Here is a 2,213-nt window from a genome sequence, read left to right as displayed (position 1 = left end):
ACGATTGGCGTTCCTAGCCCCTGCAAACACTAGTTTGCCGCCGCCAATTGTCGCGATGGCCGCTTTAAGCCTCACGGGGTGTAAAGATGGTCTTGGTATCGGAGAAGAAGCTTTATGAAAGAAAAAATAAGCAAGATTGATAAAAATTTCTATACTGACATTTTTATTAAAACATCATTTCAAAATGAATTCGAGGCAGGGGCTAGGAACGACAATCGTTCAGTGAAACTCCCCTATATCTATCGAAGAAGAAGCTTGCTCTATTATAGATATAATTTCAGGGAAAAGGAAGCGTAAATTCTCGGCTATCTTATCAGCATTTTCTTGCTCTAACTTAGCTATCGTAAAATCCAAAAAACTGGTAACCCAGCCACTAGTTTTTGTGGTATAGGGGAGTAAGAATTTAAGCTCATTGCTTTTATATTTCTTTATTGTGGCTGTAATAGATGGGTCTATTCTTTGACAGCTTTTTTTCAGATTCATTTCTAAACTTATAAGTGTGGCAGTTTTTCCTCCAAAAAGAAGTCTAAATAGGGTTGTAATTTCTTTATTGTTTTTAAAATCTCCTTTAATGCTTTTTTTAATTAAAAAAAGAGCCCTTTTTTTAACCTTGAATACCAGCTTTTGCTCCACTGGATCTAATATACTTAAATGAGTTGAGAGAACAAAAGCCGAATTTAATATACTTATAGCTCCATCTTTAAGATTGTACGTTCTCATTAAGCCAGCAAACATTTTTTTAGGGTTTTCATTATTGACGTCTAGCTGGTTAAAAACGATATGACAAATCCATCTGTAAAAGTATTTTAAAGAATGCTCATTTATTAATGCACCCTCTATTGTAGTTGTCATATAATTAAGGTTAAATGATTTTAACAGTTTATTGAAATCCCTCACAAAATTTTCAATTTTAAATGTTTTGAAAAACAAGCCATCAACCGACATTTCCTTCTTAGACTTATCCGCTCTTATTATTTCCTTTGCGCTGTCAATTTTTTTTATTAAGGATGGATTATAAAACTTTAAACTGCCTTTTCGTATTAGTTTATTAACTAGAGAAACATCACCATCCAGACTTAATATTTCATTTTTATAGTCAAGCTTAATCACCTTGTCTATATCTTTAACAATTAAAAAAGGAATTGCTGCTTGAGAATAAGTTGGGTTTATATTTCTCAACATAACATCATCACTGGCGTATATGTCAATCCTGCCTAAATCAGGATAAATTCTAGCTAAAGAACTATTTTGGAAGACTTCCATTTCAGTGGAACCTTCTACGAAAAGAATATACTCACTGAAAAAAAGTCTAGCTTCATTATCGCTAAACATATTTATAAAACGCAAATCACTATATTGTGAGTTTAATTTAGATATCTTTGTGGAGTGTTTATTCTTTTTAGAAAAATGCAAAATCTGCTGATCTGTTGAAAAAAGTTTAATAGTTTGCTTTAAAATATTTGGTGCATGGGTGCTGAAAATTAAACAAGGATAAGGTGTTGAGTATTTTCCTGATTCCTTTTCGGGAACGCTTTTTTTATATCTATTATAAGTTGTGTGAATTGTTGTAATAAATTGCTCGCCAAGTTTTGGATGTAGTCCTATCTCGGGTTCGTCTATATATATGGTAGGTGTTATGAACTCGGTTCGTGATAACGAAATGAGCAACTTAATAATTGTTTCAATATATTTATGTGAATTTGTTCCATCAGACTGATGAAGGATATCTTCACCTGAGTTCGTGAAAATATGACCTTTCAATGCTATCTTAATATAATTAATTACTTTCTCTTTATAGGTGTATGGTTTTGTGTCAATTACATCAGTAATGCGAGTGATGTATTTTTTGTAGTCGCCATCTCTAGATGAAATATTTTCATCTAAAAATTTCAGGATTTCATCTTCGCTTATTTTCTGAAAGTTGAAGGAGTTAATGCTACTTATTATTCTCCATATGTCTTCCCAGTTGTATAAATCCATTCTACGTGTGTCTATATAAAAAAAAGGGAAGATAATTTTAATTAGGGATAAAAGTTTTTTATCTTTCGTAGACCATGATATTGAGTCATCATTTGATATTGTAAGTGTTAAGGAATATTCGCTATTTTGTTTTTTTCTTTCGGGTGCGAAAAGTGCGGTGAATTTATTTTTATTTGGTTCTTTAAAAAGAGTGTTGTATATATGTTTATGAAATCGAGAGTTATTATTAGTGC

1 protein-coding gene and 1 pseudogene are annotated in these 2,213 nt (G+C 31.7%); one reads left to right on the top strand and one right to left on the bottom strand.

Translation table 11 applies throughout. The features are described from left to right. Positions 1-114: 114 nt before the first annotated feature. Positions 115-201, top strand: a pseudogene (locus KHQ28_RS29395) (hypothetical protein); the annotation flags it as partial. An 18-nt stretch (positions 202-219) separates the two neighbouring features. Here KHQ28_RS29395 and KHQ28_RS27380 read toward each other — a convergent pair. After that, the coding region (locus KHQ28_RS27380) for a retron Eco8 family effector endonuclease (RefSeq protein ID WP_211777762.1) at positions 220-2,213 on the bottom strand (1,994 nt) is incomplete at its 5' end.

Origin of the sequence: Klebsiella sp. 28, from assembly GCF_018223905.1 — a bacterium.
Classification (GTDB): Bacteria; Pseudomonadota; Gammaproteobacteria; order Enterobacterales; family Enterobacteriaceae; genus Klebsiella; species Klebsiella pneumoniae.
The sequence above is the reverse complement of the archived record's forward strand: the minus strand, read 5'-3'. Positions and strand labels throughout refer to the sequence as shown.